The sequence below is a fragment of the Peribacillus sp. 05N428 genome (genome assembly GCF_056397085.1).
Genome location: NZ_JBFTMS010000005.1, coordinates 128,943 through 147,878 on the forward strand (window position 1 = coordinate 128,943; position 18,936 = coordinate 147,878).

The 18,936-nt window shown below is 39.5% G+C and carries 20 protein-coding genes and 1 riboswitch; all 20 genes read left to right on the plus strand.

Annotation, left to right across the window (positions count from 1 at the left end; all coding sequences use genetic code 11):
• The first annotated feature begins 43 nt into the window (after window positions 1-43).
• The gene (gene pdxS, locus AC1DIV_RS07100; protein WP_034306956.1) at window positions 44-931 is read left to right on the plus strand and encodes a pyridoxal 5'-phosphate synthase lyase subunit PdxS; all 888 of its coding nucleotides are present in this window, start codon (window positions 44-46) and stop codon (window positions 929-931) included.
• 4 nt (window positions 932-935) lie between these two features.
• On the plus strand, window positions 936-1,532 hold the full coding sequence (gene pdxT / locus AC1DIV_RS07105) for a pyridoxal 5'-phosphate synthase glutaminase subunit PdxT (protein ID WP_048680918.1): 597 nt from the start codon (window positions 936-938) through the stop codon (window positions 1,530-1,532).
• 144 nt (window positions 1,533-1,676) lie between these two features.
• Complete coding sequence (locus AC1DIV_RS07110; protein ID WP_477576073.1) at window positions 1,677-2,423, plus strand: SDR family NAD(P)-dependent oxidoreductase; 747 nt, start codon at window positions 1,677-1,679, stop codon at window positions 2,421-2,423.
• Window positions 2,424-2,596: 173 nt separating this feature from the next.
• The gene (locus AC1DIV_RS07115) at window positions 2,597-3,184 is read left to right on the plus strand and encodes a TetR/AcrR family transcriptional regulator (RefSeq protein WP_477576074.1); all 588 of its coding nucleotides are present in this window, start codon (window positions 2,597-2,599) and stop codon (window positions 3,182-3,184) included.
• 187 nt (window positions 3,185-3,371) lie between these two features.
• On the plus strand, window positions 3,372-3,905 hold the full coding sequence (gene ssuE, locus AC1DIV_RS07120) for an NADPH-dependent FMN reductase (protein ID WP_048680796.1): 534 nt from the start codon (window positions 3,372-3,374) through the stop codon (window positions 3,903-3,905).
• A gap of 280 nt (window positions 3,906-4,185) precedes the next feature.
• Window positions 4,186-4,294, plus strand: a riboswitch (SAM riboswitch).
• Window positions 4,295-4,450: 156 nt separating this feature from the next.
• Entirely contained in the window at window positions 4,451-4,594 is a 144-nt protein-coding gene (locus tag AC1DIV_RS07125) for a YezD family protein (protein WP_072273036.1), read from the plus strand.
• A 169-nt stretch (window positions 4,595-4,763) separates the two neighbouring features.
• On the plus strand, window positions 4,764-5,480 hold the full coding sequence (locus AC1DIV_RS07130; protein WP_048680799.1) for a phosphoadenylyl-sulfate reductase: 717 nt from the start codon (window positions 4,764-4,766) through the stop codon (window positions 5,478-5,480).
• A 52-nt stretch (window positions 5,481-5,532) separates the two neighbouring features.
• Window positions 5,533-6,681 carry a sulfate adenylyltransferase gene (sat, locus tag AC1DIV_RS07135; RefSeq protein WP_323597039.1) on the plus strand — a complete coding sequence of 383 codons (1,149 nt, stop codon included), beginning with the start codon at window positions 5,533-5,535 and terminating at the stop codon, window positions 6,679-6,681.
• A gap of 43 nt (window positions 6,682-6,724) precedes the next feature.
• On the plus strand, window positions 6,725-7,324 hold the full coding sequence (gene cysC / locus AC1DIV_RS07140) for an adenylyl-sulfate kinase (RefSeq protein WP_048680807.1): 600 nt from the start codon (window positions 6,725-6,727) through the stop codon (window positions 7,322-7,324).
• A 16-nt stretch (window positions 7,325-7,340) separates the two neighbouring features.
• On the plus strand, window positions 7,341-8,966 hold the full coding sequence (locus AC1DIV_RS07145; protein ID WP_323597036.1) for a nitrite/sulfite reductase: 1,626 nt from the start codon (window positions 7,341-7,343) through the stop codon (window positions 8,964-8,966).
• A gap of 20 nt (window positions 8,967-8,986) precedes the next feature.
• The gene (locus AC1DIV_RS07150; protein WP_034306935.1) at window positions 8,987-9,202 is read left to right on the plus strand and encodes a DUF3906 family protein; all 216 of its coding nucleotides are present in this window, start codon (window positions 8,987-8,989) and stop codon (window positions 9,200-9,202) included.
• 19 nt (window positions 9,203-9,221) lie between these two features.
• Window positions 9,222-9,998 carry a uroporphyrinogen-III C-methyltransferase gene (cobA, locus tag AC1DIV_RS07155; RefSeq protein ID WP_057277558.1) on the plus strand — a complete coding sequence of 259 codons (777 nt, stop codon included), beginning with the start codon at window positions 9,222-9,224 and terminating at the stop codon, window positions 9,996-9,998.
• Window positions 9,998-10,759, plus strand: a complete 762-nt coding sequence (locus tag AC1DIV_RS07160) for a sirohydrochlorin chelatase (protein WP_477576076.1) — start codon at window positions 9,998-10,000, stop codon at window positions 10,757-10,759. Before cobA ends, AC1DIV_RS07160 begins: the two co-directional genes overlap by 1 nt.
• Window positions 10,740-11,372, plus strand: a complete 633-nt coding sequence (locus AC1DIV_RS07165) for an NAD(P)-binding protein (RefSeq protein WP_063593646.1) — start codon at window positions 10,740-10,742, stop codon at window positions 11,370-11,372. The genes AC1DIV_RS07160 and AC1DIV_RS07165 overlap by 20 nt, the downstream gene beginning before the upstream one ends.
• Window positions 11,373-11,524: 152 nt before the next feature.
• Window positions 11,525-12,424, plus strand: coding sequence for a sulfite exporter TauE/SafE family protein (locus AC1DIV_RS07170; protein ID WP_477576078.1), 900 nt, complete (start codon window positions 11,525-11,527; stop codon window positions 12,422-12,424).
• Between the two features lie 908 nt (window positions 12,425-13,332).
• Window positions 13,333-13,851 (plus strand): mismatch-specific DNA-glycosylase, encoded by a 519-nt coding sequence (locus tag AC1DIV_RS07175; protein ID WP_063593643.1) that lies wholly within the window; start codon window positions 13,333-13,335, stop codon window positions 13,849-13,851.
• 43 nt (window positions 13,852-13,894) lie between these two features.
• Window positions 13,895-14,110, plus strand: a complete 216-nt coding sequence (locus AC1DIV_RS07180) for a hypothetical protein (RefSeq protein WP_323597024.1) — start codon at window positions 13,895-13,897, stop codon at window positions 14,108-14,110.
• 447 nt (window positions 14,111-14,557) lie between these two features.
• Window positions 14,558-15,571, plus strand: a complete 1,014-nt coding sequence (locus AC1DIV_RS07185; protein ID WP_034306927.1) for a glycoside hydrolase family 15 protein — start codon at window positions 14,558-14,560, stop codon at window positions 15,569-15,571.
• Between the two features lie 246 nt (window positions 15,572-15,817).
• Window positions 15,818-17,758 (plus strand): 1,4-alpha-glucan branching protein GlgB, encoded by a 1,941-nt coding sequence (glgB, locus tag AC1DIV_RS07190; RefSeq protein WP_323597022.1) that lies wholly within the window; start codon window positions 15,818-15,820, stop codon window positions 17,756-17,758.
• On the plus strand, window positions 17,758-18,924 hold the full coding sequence (locus AC1DIV_RS07195) for a glucose-1-phosphate adenylyltransferase (RefSeq protein WP_323597021.1): 1,167 nt from the start codon (window positions 17,758-17,760) through the stop codon (window positions 18,922-18,924). Before glgB ends, AC1DIV_RS07195 begins: the two co-directional genes overlap by 1 nt.
• Window positions 18,925-18,936 lie beyond the last annotated feature (12 nt).

An 18,936-nucleotide genomic window follows, 5' to 3' on the forward strand; every position in this document is an offset into this window, starting at 1 on the left:
CCTAACAAATCTAAAAAATGCAAATATTAGGGGGAAGAAAAAAATGGAAAAATTATTAGGAACTGACACAGTAAAAAGAGGAATGGCACAAATGCAAAAGGGTGGCGTAATCATGGACGTCATTAACGCAGAACAAGCAAAAATCGCAGAAGCATCCGGTGCGGTCGCTGTCATGGCTTTGGAAAGGGTTCCTTCCGACATCCGTGCGGCTGGCGGCGTAGCAAGAATGGCAGATCCGCGAATTGTCGAGGAAGTAATGAATGCAGTATCAATCCCGGTCATGGCTAAAGCAAGGATTGGCCATATCGTTGAATCAAGGGTCCTGGAATCCATGGGAGTGGATTATATCGATGAAAGTGAAGTGCTGACTCCTGCGGATGAAGAATACCATATTCTAAAAAGTGATTTCACAGTACCTTTCGTTTGTGGCTGCCGTGATTTAGGCGAAGCTGCGCGCCGTATTGGTGAAGGAGCATCCATGCTTCGTACAAAAGGAGAACCAGGAACAGGTAATATTGTGGAAGCTGTGCGTCATATGAGAAAGGTACAGTCACAAATTCGCAAAGTGAGCATCATGAGTGATGATGAATTAATGACAGAGGCAAAAAATCTTGGAGCCCCTTTTGAAATTTTAAGAGAAATCAAACGCACAGGTAAATTGCCTGTAGTTAACTTTGCAGCCGGCGGAATTGCCACTCCAGCAGATGCTGCATTGATGATGGAATTGGGAGCAGATGGCGTTTTCGTTGGGTCTGGTATTTTTAAATCTGAAACTCCAGAAAAATTCGCATCCGCAATCGTTCAAGCGACTACATATTTCACCGATTATGAATTGATTGGCAAGTTGTCAAAAGAATTGGGCAGTGCAATGAAAGGCATTGATATTTCCAAACTAGCTCCGGCAGAACGGATGCAGGAACGTGGATGGTAATATGATAACGATCGGTGTTTTGGGATTACAGGGAGCGGTTGAAGAACACTTGAACCAAATCAAAGCTGCCGGCGAACAAGCAATTATAGTAAAAAAACCGGAGCAGTTGCAGGAAATCGATGGCTTGATCATTCCAGGCGGAGAAAGCACGACGATGAGGAAGCTAATGGATCGTTATGGATTTATGGAACCGGTCAAAACTTTCTTCGAAGATAAAAAACCAATTTTCGGTACATGTGCTGGGATGGTATTGGCGGCAAATGAATTGACTGGCGATGAGAAGGCCTATCTTGGACTAATGGACATTTCCGTGAAAAGGAACGGATTTGGACGTCAAAAGGATAGTTTCGAGGCTGAACTTTCAATCAAAGGAATGGAAACCCCTTATAAGGCAGTTTTCATCCGGGCGCCATTTGCTGATGGAATTGGAGAAGGTGTAGAAGTATTGGCTGTTTATGAAGAGAATGTAGTGGCTGCGAGACAAGACCATGTCCTCGTTAGTGCGTTTCATCCAGAATTAACAGGTGATGATCGTTTTATGCAGCTTTTCATTGAAATGGTGAAGACATCCGTAAGTAAGGCCGAATTGAAAACCTGCTAACCAAATGAAGCTGTCCTATTAATAGGACAGCTTTACTTTTGAAAGCTCAAAACTCTATAAAAATACATATTGCTTGAATTTACTATTCTTTACTTTTATAATAATAAGTAAGTGTTCACTTACTTATTTGGAAGGGAAATGTAAATGACAGCAAGAGTTGCAGTTATTACAGGGGGAGCAAGCGGTATAGGCCGAGCCACATGCCTGAAATTCGCAGCAAAAGGGGACAAGGTCGTTGTTGCGGATTTTAATGAAGAAATGGGCCGGGAAACCGTTGATCAGATAACAGCTAATGGTGGAGTGGCCATTTATGTTAAAACGGATGTTTCTAAGCAGGAAGATGTTGAATCGTTAATCAATAAAGCAGTGGAAACATACGGAAGGCTCGATATCATGTTTAATAATGCCGGCATTGGTGCGGGCGGTATGATCCTAGACCAAGATATGGAAGGTTACTACAAAACGATTGGAGTGAACCAGCACGGAGTGGCCTTTGGAATCATGGCAGCAGGACGGAAAATGAAGGAACTGGGTAACAAGGGAGTCATTATAAATACCGCTTCTGTGTTTGGCTACTTAGCTTCCCATGGGACTTTTGCCTATCAGGCGACTAAAGGCGCTGTAAGAATGATGACACAGACAGCAGCTTTGGAATTGGGTGCTTATGGCATTCGCGTTGTGGGCATTGCACCGGGCGGGGTTGACACTCCTATCATACAAGGTTATCAAGACATGGGAATCATTGATAAATTGAATGCAAGTCAAATGCGCGGTGAATTGATTAAGCCAGAAGCCATTACAAATGCCGTCTATCTATTATCGTTAGAGGAAGCGGATGCGATCAATGGAAGTGTAGTCATGGTCGATGACGGCTATGCATCTTTTAAGTGATTTTCATAAATAGAAAACATCGTCCCAACCAGACGATGTTTTCTATTTATGATATATGGGAATATTGAATTCTAATAGATCAAAGGTAATATTGACCGATTGGTACCAGCGATATATCATGGGAAATAGATGGGTGAAACCGGTCTTATCTTTATAAAAGAAGGTTGATATTTTTGAAAAAAGGGCAGCAAACCAAAGAACGAATCATAAATGTAGCCCGGACTCTTTTTGCCACTAAAGGTTTTGACATGACAAGAACGAATGAAATTGCCTCTGCATGCAATGTTTCCGAAGCTACTATTTACAAATACTTTGACAGCAAAAAAAATTTGCTTTTGGCTACAATTACCCCTAATGAAAAAGAGGAATTTGAAGATGGGACTAGCCATCTATCCACGGATGATCTAGTGGAGAATCATGTTACTACCATGATAAAAAAAATTCTTGAAAATAAAGAACAGTTTTCGATATTATTTAGGGAAACACAATTCGATCAAGATATTTCAAAGCAATATGTAGATCAGATTTTCAAGCCAAATGCCAGGCATATTGAAATACAGAAGAGAATAGATAGCGGAGAGATACAATATATCTCTGATATTATTTTATTTAATGTAGGGATCATTTCTTTCACATTGGCTTTATCTACACATTATGAGATCCATCAACAAAAAAAGGAGCCATATTTTACTTCTGAACGAATTAAGAGCATTGCTCAACTTTTGGTATATGGTATTCATGGGAAACAAAATCATACATAATGAAACGGTCATATTTAAGGGCATGAGCATCAAGCCGTAAATATGACCGTTTCTTTTTTCATTCAGAGTAGATGTCCAGAGTGTAAGATTTGACTTATATTTTTCAGACAATTACGATAAATGTATACTTCACGAAATGCTTTAAGAAAATTATATCTGGAAATCTTGTAACATTGGAGGGTATCAAATGAGCGATATCGTAATTTTATCAGGAAGTCCGGCTATTCCATCAAGAACGGACATTTCACTAAAACATATTCAATCATTAGTCGAAAATGCAGGATTTACTACAGCTTATTTCTCGATTACGGATTTCTCAGCAGATGATTTATTCCAAGGGAAATATAATAGCGAGGATATCTCAAAGCTTTCAGAGAGAATTCAAGCGGCCAGAGGAGTCATTATAGGTTCACCGGTTTATAAGGCTTCTTATACAGGTGTATTGAAAGCATTGATTGATTTGCTGCCAGAAGGTGCTTTTAAGGGGAAGCCGGTGCTGCCAATCATGATTGGTGGAAGTAACAGGCATCTATTGGCGATTGATTATGCGCTTAAACCATTAATTTCAATATTAAAAGGCGAGCCGCTGCAGGGGATTTATTTTGTTGATAAGGAAATAGATAAACAGAATCCAGAAAACCCGATCAATGATTTGCATTTAATTGATCGCGTCCAGAGTCAGGTTCAAGAATTTGTAGAAGCGATACAGTTAAGAAATTAATGACTTCAATAAATTAATTCCTTCTATAAAAAGACTGGAACCCTAGAAATTTTTTTTAGAATAACACGCGTCAATAATAGGCCTAATAATGAAAATAGACTCATTTTTTTGGAGACTTTATCTAAAAAGACGAGTCTATTTTCGCATTTATATGAACATAAAATCATAAATTGAATAGTGTGTATAAAAATAACAGTTCATCCATAATATTAAACCAAGTTATTTTATAAGAAAACTCCATTGACAAGGATTAAATATATGTTAATATTTAAAATAATAAAACTTATCCAGAGCGACGGAGGGAATTGGCCCTTTGAAGTCCAGCAACCTGCATGATGGATGCAAGGTGCTACCTCCAACAAAATGTTGATCATTTTGGAAGATAAGGTAAAGATATTTACCTTGCGATCTTTCCATCATGGAAAGATTTTTGTTTTTTGTGAAAATTTTAGGAAGACCATAACAATGTAAGTTTGTATGGAATTATATAAATCTAAGAAATTTAAAATAAAATATTCGCGGATTTTCTTAAAGGAGGAACTGGTTTGGATAAAGAGAATCAGCTTGAAGAAATTTTTGAACGACTTCAAGAAATGCTTAATTCAATGAAATATGGATCCATTACACTTATTGTCCAGGATGGTAAAATCATTCAAATGGAGAGAAATGAAAAACTAAGAATTAAATAAGGTATCTGCTGACTAGAAAAACTAGAGGCGGGTTTAACTGATATAAAGAGAGTATTGGTTAGATTCGTCTCTTTTTCCTAGATTCAAATAACCCGGGGAATATTACAACGGGAATTGATCAACAGTTACTCTAACCTGATACAGCAAGTTTTTAGAGGGGGCTACAAAGTTGGCTGCATTAATAAACTATGAAAATTTCAATACAGGGGACTTCCCTGTATTTCCTGCAGACAGTGAGACAAAAGGTGCTTTGGAAGTTCTGCAATGGGCGAATGACCATTATGGAGACAAACTGATTTATGCTTGCAGTTTTGGTATTGAAGGCATCGTGCTTACGGATTTATTGGCGAAGGTCAATCCTTCGGCTAAAATAGTTTTCCTTGATACAGATGTTCATTTTGAGGAAACTTACCAATTGATCGAGGAAGTGAAGAAGCGATATCCGAAGCTTTTGATCGAAATGAAGAAACCTGACTTGACGCTTGAGGAACAAGCGGCGGAATATGGCGATGAATTATGGCTTAGTGATTCCAATAAGTGCTGTAACATCCGTAAAATCGTTCCGCTTACAGATGTGCTTTCATCGGCAACAGCCTGGCTTTCGGGACTGCGGAGGGAGCAATCCGAAACAAGGGCTAAGACCGAGTATATCAATAAGGATAATAAGTTCAAATCAGTTAAAATATGCCCACTCATACATTGGACATGGAAAGATGTTTGGCGCTATGCCCACAAAAATGGACTTCCATATAATGTCCTGCATGATAATGGATATCCGAGCATTGGATGTAAAACGTGTACTGCACCTGCCTTCAATGCAGATGATTTACGCTCAGGCCGTTGGCAAGGAGCTCAAAAAACGGAATGCGGATTGCATTTATCTTAAATAAATAGAAATTATAGGCTTAAATAAATAGAAGCCATAGGGGGAAATTAGAATGACAATCAGTTTACCGCACGGAGGAACATTAATCGATCTTTGGGAACCAAAATATGATTTTAGTAAAATAACGAAGTCAATCGAAATCGATGAAATTGCTTTAAGCGATCTTGAATTGATAGGCACTGGTGCCTACAGCCCGATTAAAGGATTCTTTACAAAAAGTGACTATGAGACAGTGGTGAAGGATATGAGGCTTAGCAGCGGACATGTATGGAGCATCCCGATTACGCTGCCTTTGACCGAAGAAGCTGCAGAAAGCCTTACTATAGGTGAAGAAGTAACATTAACCCATGAAGGTGAAACTTACGGGGTTCTCTCCGTTTCCGATATTTACACTCCAGATAAGCAATTGGAAGCGACATTGGTATATCAAACAGATGATGAGAAGCATCCTGGAGTGAAAAATTTATATAACCGCGGGGATGTATATGTCGGCGGGGAAATAAAGTTGATCAAGAGAATAGAGCGTCCGCTATTTCAAGCTCATTATTTGGACCCAGTCGAGACAAGGAAGGCTTTCGCTGAAAAAGGATGGGAAACGGTTGTCGGTTTCCAAACGAGGAACCCTGTTCACCGTGCACATGAATATATCCAAAAGACAGCATTGGAAATCGTCGACGGTTTATTCTTAAATCCTCTAGTCGGTGCCACTAAATCAGATGACATTCCGGCAGATGTAAGAATGGAAAGCTATAAAGTGCTGCTTGATAAATATTATCCTAAGGATCGCGTCTCCCTTGCAGTTTTCCCTGCTGCCATGCGTTATGCAGGACCTAGAGAAGCCATTTTCCACGCGATGGTCCGTAAAAATTATGGTTGTACCCATTTTATCGTCGGACGTGATCATGCGGGTGTGGGCGATTATTATGGCACATACGATGCTCAAAAAATCTTTGGGAATTTCAATGCAGATGAGTTAGGGATCACGCTATTATTCTTTGAACATAGTTTTTACTGTAAAGCATGTGGCAATATGGCTTCCGCTAAAACTTGTCCGCATGGCAAGGAAGACCATGTCATCCTGTCTGGAACGAAGGTAAGGGAAATGTTGCGTAATGGGGAAATTCCTCCAGCTACCTTTAGCCGTAAGGAAGTCATCGAGGTGTTGATCGAAGGTCTAAAAAAAAATGAAGTTTATAACTGATTGGACATAAATGGAAGGGTCACATGAAGAGGGGGATTATCAAATGAGTAAAAGTACGAATGTCACATGGCATGAGACGTCATTGACCAAGGAGCACCGACGGAAGCAGAACGGGCATGAAAGCACGGTTCTATGGTTTACAGGACTATCGGGTTCCGGAAAATCAACGATTGCAAACGCGGTCGCTAAAGAGTTATACAATCGGAATATTCGAAGTTATGTTTTGGATGGTGATAATATCCGTCATGGCTTAAATAAAGATTTAGGTTTTTCTGAAGAAGATAGAACCGAGAATATTAGGCGGATTGGTGAGGTTTCCAAGTTATTCGTGGATAGTGGGCAGTTCGTATTGACCGCTTTCATATCACCTTTCAGGGCAGATCGGCAGATTGTACGTGATTTACTCGAAGAAGGGGAGTTTATTGAAGTATACATAAAGTGTCCGATCGAAGAGTGCGAAGTGCGTGATCCAAAAGGGCTTTATGACAAGGCCCGTAAAGGCATCATTAAAGATTTTACCGGAATCGACTCTCCATACGAAGAACCTGAACAACCGGAAATCATTTTAGAATCCGACCAATACAGCATTGAAGAGTGCGTTGAGCAGGTAATCGGCTATTTAACAGCAAAGAAAGCGATTTAATCAAGGAGGAAATGTAATGGTTTACGAGAAATTTTGGTCGGAAAATCCACTAATCGCTAAAAATAAAACGGAAATCTGGAAATTGGAAAAAGACGGCTTGAAGATATTTGATGATATTCCACATTACGCAGCAAATGGGTTTGATTCCATCCCTAAAGAGAAATGGGATATGTTCAAGTGGGCTGGTTTATACCTGCAACGGCCAAAAGAAGCTGGTTATTGGATGATGCGAGTCGTTATTCCCGGAGGTATCCTGACTTATGATCAACAAATAACTCTAGCTAACATCGCTAAAGATTACGGGAGGGACGTATATGACATTACAACCCGTCAAGCCATTCAATTCCATTGGCTGACCATCGAACAGGTCCCGGATATATTGAACCGTTTAGAAAAGGTTGGAATGACTACGGCTGGAGCTTGTGGTGATATAACCCGTAATATCATCGGTAATGCATTGGCAGGCATCGATCCTGATGAACTTTTTGATACACGCGAGGTACTTTATGATGTATTTGAGTATTTCCGCCTTAACGAAGACTATTCGAACCTTCCGAGGAAATATAAAATGTCCATAAGTGCCAATATCCATAATGCTTCAAATGCTGAAATCAACTGTGTTTCATTCAATCCAGCTACTAAAGTAATGGATGGAGTAACGGAAGTCGGTTTTCACGTAAAAGTAGGGGGTGGGCTTTCCTCCGTTCCGATGCTGGCAGAAGAACTTGACTTATTCATTTTACCTGAAAAAACTGTGGAAGTGGCTGCCGCCATCACGACGATATTCCGTGACTTTGGGTACCGTGAAAAGCGTCATCGCTCACGTTTGAAATTCCTTGTCGCTGACTGGGGTCCTGAACAATTCAAGGAAAAATTGCTGGAATACACCGGTCCGCTTCCTGAAAAGGGAGAAAGTGCGGTGAAGGGATGGAATGCAGGGTATTTCTACGGCATCCATAAACAAAAGCAAGATGGTCTGAACTATGTTGGCGTCAATATACCAGTTGGTCGTCTGAACCCAGACGAAGTGATCGAGTTTGCCGAACTTGCAAAAAAATATGGAAATGGTGAAATCCGCAACTGTAATTCTCAAAATCTAATCATTCCTAATGTGCCGGATGCAAAACTTGAGGAATTAAAGCAGGAATCCATCTTCGAAAGGTTTCCATACCAACCAAAAAAATTCATTGGGTATTCCGTTTCGTGTACAGGCATCGAGTATTGCAACCTGGCTCTGGTTGAAACGAAAAACCGAATGAGGACCATTTCTGAATCACTGGACAAGGAAATAGACCTCGATGTGCCTGTAAGGATGCATATGGTCGGCTGTCCGAATAATTGCGGTCAAAGAGCCATCGCCGAAATAGGGTTGCAAGGCATAAAAATGAAAAACCAGGATAAAAAGATGGTCGAGGCTTTTGAGATATACGTTGGAGGAACGCTGAATGAGGGCGGGAAGTTCAATGAAAAGCTTAAAGGAAAAGTGGAAGCTGAAAAGCTACATCATGTTCTGAAAGAAATGATCCTATTTTTCAAAGAAACAAAACTACTATCCGAAACCTTTCTCGATTTTGTGGAAAGGGTAGGGGTAGACGAATTACAAAGTAAACTTGATGATATATTAGCGGAAGTGGCCGTTTAATAGGGGAAGGTAAGCATTCCATGAATCTGTATCGTTTTGAAGTCACTATCAAGGAAAAACCAATTCATGTCATCATTGTTGCCGATTCAGATGAAAAGGCATTTGAACTTGTTGATATCGAGCTGGAAAAGCATTATTTGAAAATGCCTGAAGTGGATGACATCTCATTATATGAAAAAAGGAAAATTAAAAATGGAGCAGGTTTCGTTTTATCGGAATTCGAAACAATTCTCTAAGGGAAGGCAGGATGCAAAAATGGGGAAAGTATATCTAGTAGGAGCCGGTCCCGGAGATCCAGATTTAATTACATTAAAAGGATTAAAATGCATCCAAGAAGCTGATGTCATTTTATATGATCGACTTGTCAATAAAGAACTTTTGAATCATGCAAAAGACGGTGTCGAGCTGATTAATTGCGGTAAACTGCCGGATTATCATTTGTTGCAGCAGGATACCATCAATCGGTTCCTCGTTAAATATGCAAAAAAGGGAAAAATAGTCACTCGTTTGAAAGGCGGCGATCCATTCGTCTTTGGGAGAGGCGGTGAGGAAGCGGAAGCCCTTGCCAAAAGTGGCGTAAGCTTTGAAATCGTACCAGGAATTACGGCTGGAATCGCCGCTACAGCCTATGCGGGAATTCCAGTTACACATAGGGACCATGCTTCATCATTTGCAATTGTTACCGGTCATCGAAAAAAAGATGAAGAGGATAATATCAAGTGGGAATCCCTTGCAAAAGGCATCGATACATTAGCCATTTATATGGGTGTTAAAAACCTGCCATATATTCAAGGAAAACTTTTGGAACATGGAAAAAGCCCAGAGACTCCGGTAGCCCTTATTCATTGGGGTACATTAACAACGCAAAAAACAGCTGTCAGTACGTTGGCTAAAGTAGTGGAAACCGCCAATAACGAACAAATTTCGAATCCTTGCATGATAGTCGTGGGAGATGTCGTTAATTTACGGGAAAAAATCAAATGGTTTGAAGGAAAACAAACCGAAAATTTGTTGGCGAATGAGGCCTTTTAATGGAAGCCATTTTATATATTTGCCATGGCAGCCGTGTTAAAGAAGCTTCAGCCCAAGCCATTGATTTTATTAAAGTTTGTATGCAAGCACAGCCATATTCCATTCAAGAGTATTGCTTCTTGGAATTGGAAACTCCTACGATTGAAGAGGCCTACGAACGATGCATTCAAAAAGGTGCGACGAGAATATTGGCCATTCCAGTTCTATTGCTGACAGCTGTACATGCAAAACATGATATTCCAGTCATATTGAATAAAATGAAAGAACGGTACCCTGCCGTTGACTTGAGATACGGAAGGCCGATTGGTGTCAGCGAGAAAATGGTTGACATTTTAGTGGAACGGTTGGAGGAAACAAAGGTAAGTGTTACGGAGGGTTCCTTGGTATTATTGGTTGGAAGGGGCAGCAGTGATCCCGACGTGAAAAGGGATTTGTCTCGATTGGCCGATTTGCTAAGGAACAGGTTTCCAAAAATACGGGTGCAAGAGTGTTATTTGACAGCTGCCACACCAAGCTTTGGAGAAGCGTTGGAATTTGCGGTGGAATCTCGATCAAACCAAGTATTTATCATTCCATACCTATTGTTTACAGGTCTCTTAATGCAGTCGATTGAAAATAGTATAAAAAAGATCCAAAAAAAGGGAAAGCAAAGAATCATACTTTGCCGATATTTAGGTTATCACCCAAAGATTGAACAAGCAATTTCGGAACGAATTCATGAAGTGAGTGGGGAGGCAGCCTATGTATCCAATTACGCTTAATATCGAGAACAGAAAGTGTGTCATCATCGGCGGTGGTAAAATAGCTTACTTTAAAGCGGGCCCCTTATTGGAAGCTGGTGCTGAAGTTACCGTCGTAAGCCCCGAAATATGCACAGGTTTTCAAGTGTTGGAGAAAGAAGGTAAGATCCGGGTCTTACTTAAAGAAGTGGAAGAAACTGACTATAAAGATGCATTTTTAATCATTGTTGCTACCAATTCTACTGAAGTAAATGAACGAGTTTACGAGAACGCATCCGAAAGTCAGTTGGTTAATGTAATCAGCAATCATGAGTTGGGCAATTTTCATATACCGGCCACATTGAATAGAGGCATGCTTTCCATAAGTGTTTCCACCAATGGAGCAAGTCCAACGCTCGCAAAAAAAATACGGAATGACCTAGGTAAAGTATATGATGAATCATATGAAGAATATCTTGAATTCCTTTTTGAAGCAAGAATGATTATAAAGAATGGGTCATTCTCAAAAGAAGAAAAATCTAAATTATTGAAAGATTCAATAGAGGATATTTATAAATATTCCTTAAAAGAAAGATATCGTTTTTTAGCTAGGCTTTTACCAGTAGAAGCTGAAGAAAATATATCATTGGGCTGATCAGAAAAACTGAAGGCACCTAACCAACATGTCATTTCATTTTGGTTAGGTGCCTCTTTGTGTCTTAAAGGAAATCTAAATGATTTATACAGGCAAACGGTACCATCGGGTCGATGATATAGGTTCTATTTTAGTGAAAAAAGGGGAATGTCATGAAAAAGTTAATCGTTTTGGCCTTTATCGGGTTTTTAGCCCAATTAATTGATGGTTCGCTTGGAATGGGGTATGGAGTGAGTTCCACTTCCTTATTGTTGACATTCGGGATTGCCCCTGCAGTAGCATCAGCATCCGTTCATTTATCGGAAGTAGTGACAACAGCAGTATCCGGAGCTTCACATATAAAGTTTGGGAACGTGGATAAAAATATGGTCTATCGCTTGATCATTCCAGGTTCTATTGGTGCATTTGTAGGTGCATGTTTTCTGAGTAACCTGCCAGCCGAATTAGCAAAACCGTATATTGCCATATTTTTATTTGGTCTTGGTGTATACGTTTTATTCCGCTTTTTATTTATTTTTAAACCGTCAAAGGAAAATGAAACCGTAAGGCCATTGACCGCAAAACAATCCATTCCGTTAGGCCTTTTTGCAGGCTTTTGTGATGCAACAGGCGGAGGCGGTTGGGGACCGATTGCAACACCTGTTTTATTGTCAAAAAAAGGCATGACGGCGAGAAAAGCTGTAGGAACTGTAGATACGAGTGAATTTGCCATTGCTTTCTTTGGAAGTCTTGGCTTTATCATTTCTCTTGGATGGGAAGCTGTCAATTGGCTTTGGGTCGTAGCGTTGATAATTGGTGGAGTGATTGCCGCACCAATTGCAGCCTGGCTCGTCAGGATGCTTCCTGCTCAATTAATGGGTGTTTTAGTGGGCGGTTTCATTATCTTAATCAATGTAAGAACATTATTAGCTACATGGATTCCGATTGAAGCCCATATATACATCTATACTGGCATCGTCATAATATGGTTTTCTGGAATTCTTCTTACCATCAATAAGATGGCCAATGCGAGAAAACATGAACATATCGAACACCGCCAGAATGTTTCCTGATTCCCGAGTTTGAAAGAAGCGAATGTACACAAGAAGCATATTCCGATGCGTAAATAAACTCGTAGGTATGTATGTACCTACGAGTAAAGTCTTTTGCCAAATGGAATTCCGACTATAAAGTTGGTGCGGTTTTAATAAAGGATCTTGATCTCATTTAATAGATTCATTACCCTTTTTTGCTTTCCTAAAAATCAAGAGACTTATCACTCCAATATCTATGTATAAGAATTCATAGTACCCCTTACTAAAGTAAGCCATCGGAGAGATTTAAATGATTTTAGAGCAGAAGCAGAACCAATAATTTCTAGCTCCTTCTGTTCAAATGAGTGATTTACAGTCTATCGAATTTAAATCCCTGCCTGTTTGTATATCAGCATTTGATTGATGGAGGATAATTCAGCGTCCCGAAAGACCCGTTATTTCCACCAGAAATAACGGGTCTTTCGCTTGTCTTGGCTTCCCCCAATAACCCTCCCCGTGCCTACAATTGGTCTTCAGTACACTACCAGTAAATGAATGGGCATATTGAATGCACTCAGCCACATTCTTAATGTCCTTCAGCTGTCTGTCATTTCCGACGATGAGTACATGAAAATCGCGGATATCCTTTAATTTAAATCCCTGCAAGCTTTGAAAAGCATGCAGATTTTTGCTTTATGCCGGGACATCGGATAAATCGGTTTATCAATTTATTCCTTGGAAAAAAATCTTTACCTGCCGCTGTGGTATCCTTTTCATATCTAATTTCTGGTAGTGTGTCCGGTGAAGGCGAACGTAATGTTTTAGGAGCAATAGGTGGAGCCATCATCGTTCATCCATTTAAACCATTATTTTAGTTTTTAAAGGTAGTTAAATATTTTTCAGTTTTGTACAATGATTAAATAGCAAATTTGAAAAGGAGTTTTAAAATGGAAGGCATCTCTGATCATTTAAAGGAAAATTTGGATATTTTGTTCGTAGGTTTCAATCCGAGCATTCGTTCAGGTGAGACTGGTCATCATTATGCGAATCCAAACAATCGCTTTTGGAAAATCCTCTTCGAGTCCGGGCTGACACCAAGGAAATATGAACCAACTGAAGACTCGTCGTTACTGGATTTAGGATATGGTTTTACCAATATCGTTTCCAGGCCTACAAAAGGAGCGGACGATATCACTAAAGAAGAGTACATAAAAGGAAGGAAACAATTAAAAAGGAAAATAAAAAAGTATAAACCTAAACTTGTCTGTTTTGTAGGCAAGGGTGTCTATCAGGAATATCGTCAATTACGAAAAATCTCTTGGGGGCTGCAAGAAGAACCTACATCCAATGAGACCATGGAATTCGTTGCCCCTTCTTCCAGCGGTTTAGTTAGAATGCCGATAAATGAGATCATCGAAATATATAGTGAGTTGCCCATTCTGCTTGGCCAGCTGAAAAGCAATTGAAGAAACTTATTAAAACTACGGTGAAATTATATGAGTCAGGATAATGGAATGGAAAAGCGGTGGCTTTTCCGAGGCAAGGATTAAAAGATTGTTTACCTATTTTATGGGATACCTAAGTATCGGTTTTGCTAATAGGGTCGTAGATACTTTCATACCTAGAATCGTTCCTTTGGCGCTGCTAGCATGGCTAAAGCATGAGCAAGCGGCCTTAATGGCGGCGCTGTTTGCACATATAACAGGTCTTTTCACTTTAGGATAATGGGTTGAATTTGGCCGCAGCTTTACCAGCTTTTCTGGTTGCCGTTTTTACGAGAAGACTATTGGGTAAGGTTATGATTGGCTTGCTTTCCTTGATGAAATTAAGAAATTTCTTTTAATAATTACTAAACATTTTAATGATAGGCCGATATAACCAGTAATGGATTGCCATTACTGGGTTTTTATTTCACAAGAACATATTTCATAAACCGCAACTTTTTGAGTTCGGTCATTACTGTTAGGCAAATGCCGCTTTTTAATGAACATTGGAAGCTTGATTATCAAAAAGGCCAGTGATTACATAAACTAGGGTGAATGTACTTCTGAAAGGTCGTTTTGGTTAGCAGAAATGAAAGCGCTTCTAATTGAAAATGAAACAACCAACGTTTAGAAAACGGGAGTCTGTCTACAATGGGAATAAGCAAATAACTATGGAGGTGCTCAATTGATGAATGTTAATGGTGCCCTAGAGGTTCTTGATCGCATGCGGCTTCCTAATGGTGCATATACTGCAAGTGTTTCCGATGATTATAATTATGTCTGGATAAGGGATGTCGTTTATACAGTAATACCTTTTATAAATGATCCGTCCAATCGTTACGAAAAAGCATATCATGCTTTATTCGACTTATTTCAAACCTATGAGTGGAAGATAGATATTCATACGGTGCAGAAACCCCAGTTTCTATTTGAACATATCCATGCAAGGTATTCCACTGAGCTTAAAGAACTGCCCGATGAGTGGGGGCATGCCCAAAATGATGCGGTAGGTGCCTTTTTATGGGGTGTCGGTGAAGGATATAGGCATGGTAAAAAGGTGATAAGAAACCAACGTGATTTAGAAATTGTCCAAAAGCTGGTCAATTACTTGGAATGCCTGCAATATTGGCAGTCGGAAGATAACGGGATGTGGGAAGAAAATATAGAAATCCACGCTTCAAGCATAGGTGCATGTGTTGCTGGATTGAATTCGGTCAAAATGCTGGTAAACGTCAAGGAAGAACTGATTAAAAAGGGAGAAGAAACACTTCGTTTCCTGCTTCCAAGGGAAAGTTATTCAAAAGAGACGGATTTAGCCCTTTTATCGTTGATTTATCCGTATCGGCTGGTAGACCGTGAAATAGCACTTGAAATATTGAAGAATGTCACAGAGAGACTAGAAAGAACAAATGGTTGCATTAGATATGAGAAGGACCTTTATTATAATGACGGTCAAGAAGCGGAATGGTGTTTCGGGCTTCCATGGTTGGGCTTATGCTACCTTGAACTTGGCATGATGAACAAAGTTAATGAATATATAGATAAAACAAAAATGATCATTCCGGAAAATTGGGAAGTTCCTGAGTTATATATTGGAGGCAGTAATATACCAAACGGGAATACTCCTTTGGCATGGTCAGTCTCATTATCCTATTTATTCTTGACGAAGACTTCAATGATTCGAACTGAACAAATAACATGAAGCATTCATACTGGATACCTTAAAACTCTTCCCAAAAAAAGGGAAGAGTTTTTCTTGGTATAATAATATTTTTACAATAAATGTCTTTTTTCTTTAAAAAAGTGTTTAAATTTACAAAAAAACGGGCATTTATTACAATAACTTCACCTCCATTTGAAGGATTAATATCATTTTCACCGAATATATATAATAACTGGGGAAGGATGGGTAAAATACTATCGAGTTAATACTGATGGAGGGGTTTTATTGAGTACAATTATTGACCAGCTACAAGAGATTTATCCAAGCGATTTCGATTTGTATTTGTTTCATGAAGGCACCCTTTATGAAAGCTATAAAATGCTTGGGGCACACATTGTGACAACATTAGGTAATGAAGGAGTACGCTTCACCGTTTGGGCCCCCCATGCCAAGCAAGTTTCAGTAGTCGGTAATTTTAATAATTGGGACGGAAAAGATCATGCGATGAAACGGATCGAGCGTTCAGGTATCTGGGTGTTGTTCGTACCAGGATTACAAGAAGGGGATATCTATAAATATGAAATACATACACCCGGAAATAAACGTATCCTAAAAGCCGATCCATATGCCTTTTATTCGGAAGTCAGACCAAATACTGCTTCGGTCATTAAAAGGCTGGATAATTTTGAATGGCAAGATTCGAAGTGGATAGCCGATAGGAAAAAGGAAAATATTTATCATAAACCCATGTCCATTTATGAAGTGCACCCCGGAACATGGAAACAGAAAGAAGATGGTGCATTTTATTCGTACCGTGAATTGGCTGATAGATTAGTTGAATATGTGATTGATAATAGTTTTACACATATTGAAATCATGGCCATAATGGAACACCCTTTTGATAAATCGTGGGGATACCAGGTCACGGGTTATTATTCCGTAAACAGTCGGTACGGTTCACCGGAAGATTTTAAATATTTAATTAACCTTTGCCACCAAAAGGGCATAGGTGTAATCCTTGACTGGGTTCCCGCCCATTTTTGTAAAGACGCGCATGGACTTTCCCGTTTTGATGGTACACCTCTCTATGAACCAATTGATTATACGAGAGCAGATCGCCCGTTATGGGGGACATACAACTTTGATTTTACTAAACCTGAAGTAATCAGTTTCCTTATATCAAATGTAATGTTTTGGATGGATGTATACCATATTGATGGGGTCCGTGTCGATGCTGTATCGTCAATGGTTTACTTGAATCATGATAATCCATTGCCGGTCAAGCTGAAAAACCAGTTTGGCGGTGAGGAAAACCTGGAAGCCATACAATTTTTACAAAAACTTAACGAAGTGGTTTTCAAGAAATATCCCAATGCATTAATGATGGCTGAAGAAGCGACAGACCGGCCACTTATAACTTCTCCTACCGATATAGGCGGCTTGGGCTTTAATTACAAATGGAATATGGGATGGACTAACGATATCCTTCGTTATATGAAACTTGAAACAAATGAAAGGCCATATCATCATAATCTCTTAACCTTTTCATTTTTCTATGCTTTTTCAGAAAATTTCGTCTTGCCCTTTTCACATGATGAAGTGGTTCATGGCAAGAAGTCATTATTGAATAAGATGCCAGGTGACTATTGGCAGAAGTTTGCAAATTTACGGTTACTCTTTGGGTATTTCATGACGCATCCTGGAAAGAAGCTACTTTTTATGGGAGGTGAATTTGGCCAATTCATAGAATGGAAAGATGAGGAACAATTGGATTGGCTGCTTTTGGAATATGAATCCCACGAAAAGATGGCATATTACTTCCGTACCCTTCAGGACTTTTATAGCCAAACTTCCTCCCTTTGGAGACTGGATCATGTCCAGGAAGGTTTTGAATGGATCGATCCGAGCAATAGTGAACAAAGCATCATCACCTTTATGAGAAAAGGTAAACGCAAAGGCGATTATTGCATTGTTGTCTGTAATTTTTCTGCACAGACTCATGCTCACTATCAAATAGGTGTACCATCCCAAGGCAAATATATAGAGGTTTTCAGCAGTGATTCAGCAGCTTTCGGAGGATCGGGTCAGATCAATGAAGAACCCATTAATGTCAAAAAGATACCATACCATAATCAACCATACAGCATGGAAATAACTGTACCTCCATTAGGCATTTCTATTTTTATGAAGCAAACAAAAAAAAGACGGGGGAGAGTGACCGAATAATGGGAGCGAAAAAATGGATAGCAATGTTATTGGCAGGAGGCCAGGGTTCAAGGTTAGGTGAATTGACGATTGGTTTGGCAAAACCAGCTGTTCCCTTTGGCGGTAAATATAGAATCATCGATTTTCCATTAAGTAACTGCACTCATTCTGGTATAGATACGGTTGGGGTATTGACCCAATACCAGCCATTGATTCTAAATGATTATGTTGGTAATGGCAAAGTTTGGGACCTTGATTTGGATGTTGGCGGAGTTTCCGTACTTCCCCCTTATCAAGGGAAAGAAGGCGGTGAATGGTATAAAGGGACGGCAAATGCTGTTTATCAAAATATCCAATACATTGATAACTATGATCCGGAACATGTACTGATTCTCTCTGGTGACCATATTTATAAGATGGACTACAGTAAGATGCTGGATTATCACATCGAAAAAAATGCAGAGGCAACAATAGCTGTAATTCAAGTGCCGTGGCAGGAAGCAAGTCGTTTCGGAATCATGAATACCAATGGGGATGATAAAGTCACACAATTTGACGAAAAACCAAAGTATCCAAAAAGTAACCTCGCTTCCATGGGAGTTTACCTTTTCAATTGGAAAACCCTAAGACGTTATTTAATCAATGATGAAAAAGACGAAAATTCTTCCAATGATTTTGGCAGCAACATCATTCCAAAAATGCTTGAAGATCGAAAAAAGCTATATGCCTACCGTTTTAATGATTATTGGAAAGATGTTGGAACGGTCGAAAGCCTTTGGCAGGCACATATGGACTTATTGGAGGATACGCCAAATTTCCAGTTGGATGATCAGCAATGGAAAATTTTTGCCCGCAATGCAAATCATCCGCCGCAATATATATCACCGGATGCCGAGGTCAGTCAGTCGCTTATCAATGAAGGGTGCATGATACATGGGAACATTGAACATTCGGTTTTATCCTATAATGTACAGGTGGGCTATGGGTCAACCATAAAAGATTCAGTCATCATGCCTAATGTCACGATTGGGGAAAACGTTCATATAGAAAGAAGCATCATAGCCAGTAATTGTGTTATAGAAGATGGTGCCGTAGTTGGCGATTCAGCGGTGACATCCGATATTACCTTAATTGGTGAAAATCAGACCATTATCAATCCAAACAAAAAAAAGATTACTCTTAACTAGAAAAAGGGGAAG

Bases quoted from the DNA above. Each gene is read 5' to 3' on its own strand.
- pdxS (WP_034306956.1), top strand. From the start codon at position 44: ATGGAAAAATTATTAGGAACTGACACAGTAAAAAGAGGAATGGCACAA.
- AC1DIV_RS07110 (WP_477576073.1), top strand. From the start codon at position 1,677: ATGACAGCAAGAGTTGCAGTTATTACAGGGGGAGCAAGCGGTATAGGC.
- ssuE (WP_048680796.1), top strand. From the start codon at position 3,372: ATGAGCGATATCGTAATTTTATCAGGAAGTCCGGCTATTCCATCAAGA.
- sat (WP_323597039.1), top strand. From the start codon at position 5,533: ATGACAATCAGTTTACCGCACGGAGGAACATTAATCGATCTTTGGGAA.
- cysC (WP_048680807.1), top strand. From the start codon at position 6,725: ATGAGTAAAAGTACGAATGTCACATGGCATGAGACGTCATTGACCAAG.
- AC1DIV_RS07145 (WP_323597036.1), top strand. From the start codon at position 7,341: ATGGTTTACGAGAAATTTTGGTCGGAAAATCCACTAATCGCTAAAAAT.
- AC1DIV_RS07150 (WP_034306935.1), top strand. From the start codon at position 8,987: ATGAATCTGTATCGTTTTGAAGTCACTATCAAGGAAAAACCAATTCAT.
- cobA (WP_057277558.1), top strand. From the start codon at position 9,222: ATGGGGAAAGTATATCTAGTAGGAGCCGGTCCCGGAGATCCAGATTTA.
- AC1DIV_RS07160 (WP_477576076.1), top strand. From the start codon at position 9,998: ATGGAAGCCATTTTATATATTTGCCATGGCAGCCGTGTTAAAGAAGCT.
- AC1DIV_RS07165 (WP_063593646.1), top strand. From the start codon at position 10,740: ATGTATCCAATTACGCTTAATATCGAGAACAGAAAGTGTGTCATCATC.
- AC1DIV_RS07170 (WP_477576078.1), top strand. From the start codon at position 11,525: ATGAAAAAGTTAATCGTTTTGGCCTTTATCGGGTTTTTAGCCCAATTA.
- AC1DIV_RS07175 (WP_063593643.1), top strand. From the start codon at position 13,333: ATGGAAGGCATCTCTGATCATTTAAAGGAAAATTTGGATATTTTGTTC.
- AC1DIV_RS07180 (WP_323597024.1), top strand. From the start codon at position 13,895: ATGGAATGGAAAAGCGGTGGCTTTTCCGAGGCAAGGATTAAAAGATTG.
- AC1DIV_RS07185 (WP_034306927.1), top strand. From the start codon at position 14,558: ATGAATGTTAATGGTGCCCTAGAGGTTCTTGATCGCATGCGGCTTCCT.
- AC1DIV_RS07195 (WP_323597021.1), top strand. From the start codon at position 17,758: ATGGGAGCGAAAAAATGGATAGCAATGTTATTGGCAGGAGGCCAGGGT.